Source organism: Burkholderia sp. LMG 13014 (assembly GCF_905232215.1).
In the GTDB taxonomy this organism is placed as follows: domain Bacteria; phylum Pseudomonadota; class Gammaproteobacteria; order Burkholderiales; family Burkholderiaceae; genus Burkholderia.
In genome coordinates, this window is the sequence record NZ_CAJNKE010000285.1 from 1 (window position 1) to 7,527 (window position 7,527).

The window sequence follows — 7,527 nt, forward strand, 5'->3', positions numbered from 1 at the left end:
GCGGCCGTGCGGGCCGGATGATCGGCCGGCAGCGTGCGCGCGACGACCACCGGCTGGGTCGGGAACAGCGTCCCGTCGACGTCCTTGCCGCCAAGCTTGATGAATTCCGGCGTCGCGATCCCGTGCGTCTGATAGATCGGGCCCTTGTAGCCGCGTTCGATCAGCGTGCGCTGCGGCAGCACGGCCGGCGTGCCCGAGCCCGCGATCAGGATCGCGTCGGGCTTCGCGGCGATCAGCTTCAGCGCCTGGCCCGTGACGCTCGCGTCGGTGCGGTTGAAGCGCTCGGTCGCGACGACGCGGATCTTGCGCAGGTCAGCAAAGCGCGTGAATTCGTTCAGCCAGCTGTCGCCGTAGCTGTCCGCGAAGCCGATGAAGCCGACCGTCTTCACGCCGTGGTTCGCCATATAGCGCGTCATCACGTCGGCCATCGCGCGGTCGCTCTGCGCCATCTTGAACGCCCAGGTCCGCGCGCCTTCCTGCGGCTCGACGATCGCGCCGGAACCGACCAGCGTGATCATCGGCGTCTGCCCGGTGGCCACCGCATCGAGCGCCGCGAGCGCGGCCGGCGTGATGTTCGGGCCGACCACGACGTCGACGTGATCCTCGTCCACCAGCTTGCGGATGTTGCGCACGGCCGCGCCGGGATCGGACGCATCGTCGAGCACCGTCACCTGCACGGGCTGCCCGGCGATCGTCTTCGGCCACATCAGGATCGCATTCTTGCTCGTGATGCCGATCGCGGCGGCCGGGCCGGTCGACGACAGGTCGACGCCGACCTTCAGGTCGGCCTGCGCGGCCACGCAGGCGAGCGCGAGGGCGGCGCCGGCGGCGTAGCGCAGCAGCGCGGGAAGTCGCGGCAGGGCGGGAAGCGTCATGCGGAATTCTCCGTCGGACAGCAAAAAGGGGCGCGATGTGCGCCCCCGTGTTTATACACGCCGCTCAGAGTTCGTACGATTCGGATTCGCCCTTGAGTGCCTGTTCGATCAGCTTGCGGTTCAGCGTCGGCGACAGCAGTTCGACGAGCGTATACACATAGCTGCGCAGGTAGGCGCCCTGCTTGAGCGCGACGCGCGTCACGTTGCTGCCGAACAGGTGGCCGACCGGGATCGACCGCAGGTTGCGGTCGCGCTCCGGGTTGAACGCGATGTCGGCCATGATGCCGACGCCGAGGCCGAGTTCGACGTAGGTCTTGATCACGTCGGCGTCGATCGCCTCGAGCACGATGTCCGGCGACAGCCCGCGCAGCGCGAACGCATGGTTGATCTTCTTGCGGCCCGCGAACGCGCCTTCGTACGTGATCAGCGGGTACTGCGCGAGATCGTCGAGCGTGACCGGCTTGCGTTCGAGCAACGGATGGTCGGCCGGCACGACGGCCGCGTGGTGCCACTGGAAGCAGGGCAGCGACACGAGCTCCTTGTAGTCGGAAATCGCCTCGGTCGCGATCGCGAGATCGGCCTGGTCGTGGATCACCATCTCGGCGACCTGCGTCGGGCTGCCCTGCAGGATCGACAGATGCACCTTCGGGAAGCGCTTCTTGAATTCGGCGATCGCGGCCGGCAGCGAGTAGCGGGCCTGCGTGTGGGTCGCGGCGATGGTCAGGTTGCCCTGATCCTGGGCCGCATAATCTTTCCCGACCCTTTTGAGGCTCTCAACCTCCTGGAGAATCCGCTCGACCGACGCGAGGATGATCCTGCCCGGCTCGGTGAGCGAGCGCACGCGCTTGCCGTGCCGCGTGAAGATCTCCACGCCCAGCTCGTCCTCGAGCTCGATGATCGCCTTCGATACCCCCGGTTGCGACGTGTAGAGCGCCTTGGCGGCCTCGGTGAGATTGAAATTCTGCCGGACGGCTTCGCGCACGAAGCGAAATTGGTGCAGGTTCATTTATAACCCTTCCGCATATCAACAGAATTTTTTAGTCGTTTGAAATATAAGGCGAGTTTATTACGATTCACCGGAGTTTTTCAAATATGGATATCTGTTTTCGTCATTAGCAATCCACCCGGCAGCGGATGGGGGCGGTGACAGCGGAACGGAGATTCGGGCGCGACGTGGCTAGGACGTCGCGCGGTCACCACGAAAACCCTGGGGTCCCCGAATGTATCAGTACGACCAATACGACCAGACGATCGTCGACGAGCGTGTCGCGCAGTACCGCGATCAGGTGCGCCGCCGGCTGTCGGGCGAGTTGAGCGAAGACGAGTTCCGTCCGCTGCGCCTGCAGAACGGCCTGTACATGCAGCGCCACGCGTACATGCACCGCATCGCGATTCCGTACGGCAACCTGCGCAGCGACCAGCTCCGGATGCTGGCGCGCATCGCCCGCGAACACGACCGCGGCTACGGTCACTTCTCGACCCGCTCGAACATCCAGTTCAACTGGGTCGAGCTGGAAGACACGCCCGAAATCCTCGCGAAGCTCGCGTCGGTGCAGATGCACGCGATCCAGACGTCGGGCAACTGCATCCGCAACATCACGGCCGACCAGTTCGCCGGCGTCGCGCAGGACGAAGAGATCGATCCGCGTCCGTGGTCGGAAATCCTGCGCCAGTGGTCGACGTTCCACCCCGAATTCCTGTGGCTGCCGCGCAAGTTCAAGATCGCGGTGTCGGGCTCGAAGGACGACCGCGCGGCCGTGCAGATCCACGACCTCGGCGTGTACCTGAAGAAGAACGCGCAGGGCGAAGTGGTCGCGAGCATCCTCGCGGGCGGCGGCCTCGGCCGGACGCCGATCATCGGTGCGGTGATCAAGGAAGACCTGCCGTGGCAGCACCTGCTGACCTACTGCGAAGCCGTGCTGCGCGTATACAACCGTTACGGCCGCCGCGACAACCTGTACAAGGCGCGCATCAAGATCCTCGTGAAGGCGCTGTCGCCCGCGAAGTTCGCGCAGCAGGTCGAGGAAGAATGGCAGCACCTGAAGGACGGCCCGTCGACGCTCACGCAGGCGGAAGTCGATCGCGTGTCGCAGTACTTCCAGCCGCCCGCCTACGAGAAGCTGGCCGACACCGACGCATCGTTCGAACAGCATCTGCTCGAGAACAAGGCGTTCGCGCGCTGGGTCGAGCGTAACGTCGCGCCGCACAAGGTGGCCGGCTACGCGGCCGTCACGCTGTCGCTGAAGGATCATCGCGCGGCGCCGGGCGATGCGACCGACAAGCAGATGGAACAGGTGGCCGACTGGGCCGACGCGTACTCGTTCGGCGAACTGCGCGTGTCGCACGAGCAGAACCTGATCCTCGCGAACGTGAAGAAGCACGACCTGTTCGCGGTGTGGGAAAAGGCGAAGGCCGCCGGTTTCGCGACGCCGAACATCGGCCTCCTGACCGACATCATCGCGTGCCCGGGCGGCGACTTCTGCTCGCTCGCGAACGCGAAGTCGATCCCGATCGCGCTGGGGATCCAGCAGCGCTTCGACGATCTCGACTATGTGTACGACCTCGGCGACCTGTCGCTGAACATTTCCGGTTGCATGAACTCGTGCGGTCACCACCACGTCGGCAATATCGGCATCCTCGGCGTCGACAAGGACGGCGCCGAGTGGTACCAGGTGTCGCTCGGCGGCGAGCAGGGCACGGGCCAGAACGGCGCGCGCCTCGGTCGCGTGATCGGGCCGTCGTTCTCCGCGGAAGAAGTGCCCGACGTGATCGCGAAGCTGATCGACACGTTCGTCGAATCGCGCATCGACGGCGAGCGCTTCGTCGACACGTACGACCGCATCGGCATCGCGCCGTTCAAGGAGCGTGTGTATGCGGCGCGCCAGGCAGTGAACGCGTAACCAACCGGGTAGAAGGAATTAGCAGATGGCTTCGATTATCAAGAACCGCGCAGTGACCGACGATGCATGGCAGGTCGTGCGCGCGGCGGAAGACGGTGCGCTGCCCGCGGTCGACGCGTTGCCGGCCGGCAAGGTGCTGGTGCCGTTCGCGTTGTGGCAGGCTGAGCGCGCGGCGCTCGTCGCCGCGAAGACGAAGGACGAGCTCGGCGTGTGGCTCGCACCGGACAGCGAGCCGGCCGATCTCGTGGCCGATTTCGGCGCGATCTCGCTGGTCGCGATCGATTTCCCGCGCTTCGCGGACGGCCGCGGCTACAGCATCGCGCGTCTGCTGCGCGAGCGCCACGGCTGGACGGGCGAGCTGCGCGCGATCGGCGACGTGCTGCGCGACCAGTTGCTGTACATGTCGCGCTGCGGCTTCGACGCATTCGCGGTGCGCGCCGACAAGGACATCCACGACGCGCTGAATGCGTTCACGGAATTCACGCAGCGTTACCAGGGCGCGTTCGACCAGCCCGAACCGCTGTTCCGCCGCCGCGCGGCGTCGGCAGGCGTAGCGACGCCCGAAGCAAAGGTGGGCGCATGAGCACCGTGACCGCCACCACGCTGACACCGGAACTCGCCGCGAAGGTCGAGCGCCTCGACGCGCTGCTCGCGCAGATCGGTGCCCGCCACGAGAAGGTGAAGTTCGCGAGCAGCCTCGCGGCGGAAGACATGCTGCTGACGCACGCGATCCTGTCGAAGGGCGTGTCGATCGGCATCTTCTCGCTGAATACGGGCCGCCTGCATGCGGAGACGCTCGGCATGATCGACCGTGTGCGCGAGCGCTACGGCTACGAGATCGAGCAGTTCCATCCGCAGCAGGACGCGGTCGACCAGTACGTTGCCGAGCACGGCCTGAACGCGTTCTACGAGAGCGTCGAGCTGCGCAAGTCGTGCTGCCACATCCGCAAGGTCGAGCCGCTGAACCGCGCGCTGTCGGACGTCGGCGCGTGGGTCACGGGCCAGCGCCGCGAACAGTCGGTCACGCGTGCCGAGCTGCACGAGGAAGAACAGGACGAAGCGCGCGGGATCGCGAAGTACAACCCGCTCGCCGACTGGACGGAAGCCGACGTATGGGCGTACCTCAAGGCGTTTGACGTGCCGGTGAATCCGCTGCATGCGCGCGGCTACCCGAGCATCGGCTGCGAGCCGTGTACGCGGGCGATTCGTCCCGGCGAGGACAGCCGCGCGGGCCGCTGGTGGTGGGAGTCGCGCGATACGAAGGAATGCGGCTTGCACATCACCACGATCACGCCGATTCCCGCGGAAGCCGTTGCCGGCGCCACGCACTGAAAGCCTGACAAGAAACTGAATCTTGCGCCGCCTGCGACAGCGGGCGGCACGAACCCAGAAGAGAAGGACTGAAATCATGAGCACGACGCTCGAGCAATCCGCCTTTGCCCCGCCCACCGGTGCCGACAACCGCATGGGCCACCTCGACTGGCTCGAAGCCGAGTCGATCCACATCCTGCGCGAACTGGTCGCCGAATGCAGCAAGCCGGCGCTGTTGTTCTCGGGCGGCAAGGATTCGGTCGTCGTGCTGCATCTGGCGCTGAAAGCGTTCGGCCTCGGCGCGAACCGCAAGACGACGCTGCCGTTCCCGCTCGTGCACATCGACACGGGCCACAACTACGAAGAAGTGATCGACTTCCGCGATCGCCGCGCGAAAGAACTCGGCGCCGAGCTGGTCGTCGGGCACGTCGAGGATTCGATCAAGCGCGGCACGGTCGTGCTGCGCCGCGAAACCGATTCGCGCAATGCCGCGCAGGCCGTCACGCTGCTCGAGACGATCGAGCAGTACGGCTACACGGCGCTGATCGGCGGCGCACGCCGCGACGAGGAGAAGGCGCGTGCGAAGGAACGCATCTTCTCGTTCCGCGACGAATTCGGCCAATGGGATCCGAAGGCGCAGCGCCCGGAACTGTGGAGCCTGTACAACGCGCGCCTGCACAAGGGCGAGCACCTGCGCGTGTTCCCGATCTCGAACTGGACCGAGCTCGACGTGTGGCAGTACATCGCGCGCGAAAACCTCGAACTGCCGTCGATCTATTACGCGCACGAGCGCGAGATCGTGCGCCGCAACGGGCTGCTCGTACCCGTCACGCCGCTCACGCCGATGCGTGACGGCGAGACGAGCGAGCTCGCGCAGGTGCGCTTCCGCACGGTCGGCGACATTTCCTGCACGTGCCCGGTCGAGAGCGACGCGGACGACGTCGAGAAGATCATCGCCGAGACGGCGGTGACCGAGATCACCGAGCGCGGCGCGACCCGGATGGACGACCAGGCATCCGAAGCCGCGATGGAACAGCGCAAGAAGCAAGGTTATTTCTGAAGCACACGAGGACATTCACATCATGAGCATCATCGAGAACAACGAAGACCTCGGCGTGCTGCGCTTCATTACCGCGGGCAGCGTCGACGATGGCAAGAGCACACTGATCGGCCGCCTGCTGTACGACAGCAAGGCCGTGCTGTCCGACCAGCTGTCCGCGCTGTCGCGTGCGAAGAACAAGCGTACGGTCGGCGACGAGCTCGACCTCGCGCTGCTGACCGACGGTCTCGAAGCCGAGCGCGAGCAGGGCATCACGATCGACGTCGCGTACCGCTACTTCGCGACCGCGAAGCGCAAGTTCATCATCGCCGATACGCCGGGCCACGAGCAGTACACGCGCAACATGGTGACGGGTGCGTCGACCGCGCACGCGGCGATCATCCTGATCGACGCGACGCGCGTGACGATCGAGAACGGTGTGGCCGACCTGCTGCCGCAGACCAAGCGCCACAGCGCGATCGTCAAATTGCTTGCGCTGCAGCACGTGATCGTCGCGATCAACAAGATGGACCTCGTCGACTACAGCGAAGCGCGCTTCAACGAGATCCGCGACGCGTACGTCACGCTGGCGAAGCAACTCGGCCTGAGCGACGTGCGCTTCGTGCCGGTGTCGGCGCTGAAGGGCGACAACATCGTCGGCGCGAGCGAGCGCATGCCGTGGTACGCGGGCGAGCCGCTGCTCGACGTGCTCGAATCGCTGCCGGTCGAGACGCAGGCGCATGACGCGCTGCGCTTCCCGGTGCAGTGGGTCGCGCGCCAGGACGGCAGCTCGGCGGACGATTTCCGCGGCTACATGGGCCGTCTCGAGTCGGGCGAAGTGAAGGTCGGCGACGAGATCGTCGTGCTGCCGTCGAACCGCACGGCCACGATCGCCGAGATCGTCGCGCCGGTGCCGGGCGGCACCGCGTCCGTCCCGCACGCGTTCGCGGGCCAGACCGTGACGATCCGCCTCGCGGAAGACGTCGACGTGTCGCGCGGCGACATGTTCGTCACGTCCGGCGAGCCGGTCGAGCCGGCGAAGAAGCTCGAAGCCGATCTGTGCTGGTTCGACGAGACGCCGCTGTCGCCGCAGCGCAAGTACCTGCTGAAGCAGACCACCAGCACGGTGTTCGCGAAGATCGGCGGCGTCAAGCAGGTGCTCGACGTGCACACGCTGTCGCACGCGACCGACCGTCACGAGCTGAAGATGAACGACATCGGCCGCGTCGCGCTGACGCTGCAGAAGCCGATCGTTTGCGACACGTACGACGCGCATCCGGGTACCGGTGCGTTCGTGCTGATCGACGAGGCGACGCATCACACGGTCGCCGCAGGCATGATCCGGGCATTCTCGGCATAACCGGCGAGCCGCGCCGCCTCATGGCGGCGCGGGCCGGCCCCC

7 protein-coding genes are annotated in these 7,527 nt (G+C 66.1%); 5 read left to right on the forward strand and 2 right to left on the reverse strand.

All coding sequences use genetic code 11. The features are described 5' to 3' along the window. Together JYJ84_RS23285 and JYJ84_RS23290 are read right to left on the reverse strand one after the other, a co-directional pair. On the reverse strand, positions 1–875 hold an 875-nt coding region (locus JYJ84_RS23285; RefSeq protein WP_205189512.1), incomplete at its 3' end, for an ABC transporter substrate-binding protein. A gap of 64 nt (positions 876–939) precedes the next feature. Next, positions 940–1,881, reverse strand: coding sequence for a CysB family HTH-type transcriptional regulator (locus JYJ84_RS23290; protein ID WP_122946061.1), 942 nt, complete (start codon positions 1,879–1,881; stop codon positions 940–942). Between the two features lie 214 nt (positions 1,882–2,095). Here JYJ84_RS23290 and JYJ84_RS23295 point away from each other — a divergent pair, with 214 nt between their 5' ends. The 5 genes from JYJ84_RS23295 to JYJ84_RS23315 all read left to right on the forward strand — a co-directional run bounded on the left by JYJ84_RS23295 (position 2,096) and on the right by JYJ84_RS23315 (position 7,485). Continuing rightward, a complete protein-coding gene (locus JYJ84_RS23295) occupies positions 2,096–3,775 on the forward strand; it encodes a nitrite/sulfite reductase (RefSeq protein ID WP_174955430.1) in 1,680 nt (559 codons plus the stop codon). A 25-nt stretch (positions 3,776–3,800) separates the two neighbouring features. After that, on the forward strand, positions 3,801–4,358 hold the full coding sequence (locus JYJ84_RS23300; RefSeq protein ID WP_122946059.1) for a DUF934 domain-containing protein: 558 nt from the start codon (positions 3,801–3,803) through the stop codon (positions 4,356–4,358). Beyond that, positions 4,355–5,107 carry a phosphoadenylyl-sulfate reductase gene (locus JYJ84_RS23305; protein ID WP_122946058.1) on the forward strand — a complete coding sequence of 251 codons (753 nt, stop codon included), beginning with the start codon at positions 4,355–4,357 and terminating at the stop codon, positions 5,105–5,107. Before JYJ84_RS23300 ends, JYJ84_RS23305 begins: the two co-directional genes overlap by 4 nt. A 76-nt stretch (positions 5,108–5,183) precedes the next feature. Further along, a complete protein-coding gene (gene cysD, locus JYJ84_RS23310; RefSeq protein ID WP_174967693.1) occupies positions 5,184–6,146 on the forward strand; it encodes a sulfate adenylyltransferase subunit CysD in 963 nt (320 codons plus the stop codon). A gap of 22 nt (positions 6,147–6,168) precedes the next feature. Continuing rightward, positions 6,169–7,485: a sulfate adenylyltransferase subunit 1 gene (locus tag JYJ84_RS23315; protein WP_174955427.1), complete on the forward strand. Its 1,317-nt coding sequence runs from the start codon at positions 6,169–6,171 to the stop codon at positions 7,483–7,485. Positions 7,486–7,527: the final 42 nt, after the last annotated feature.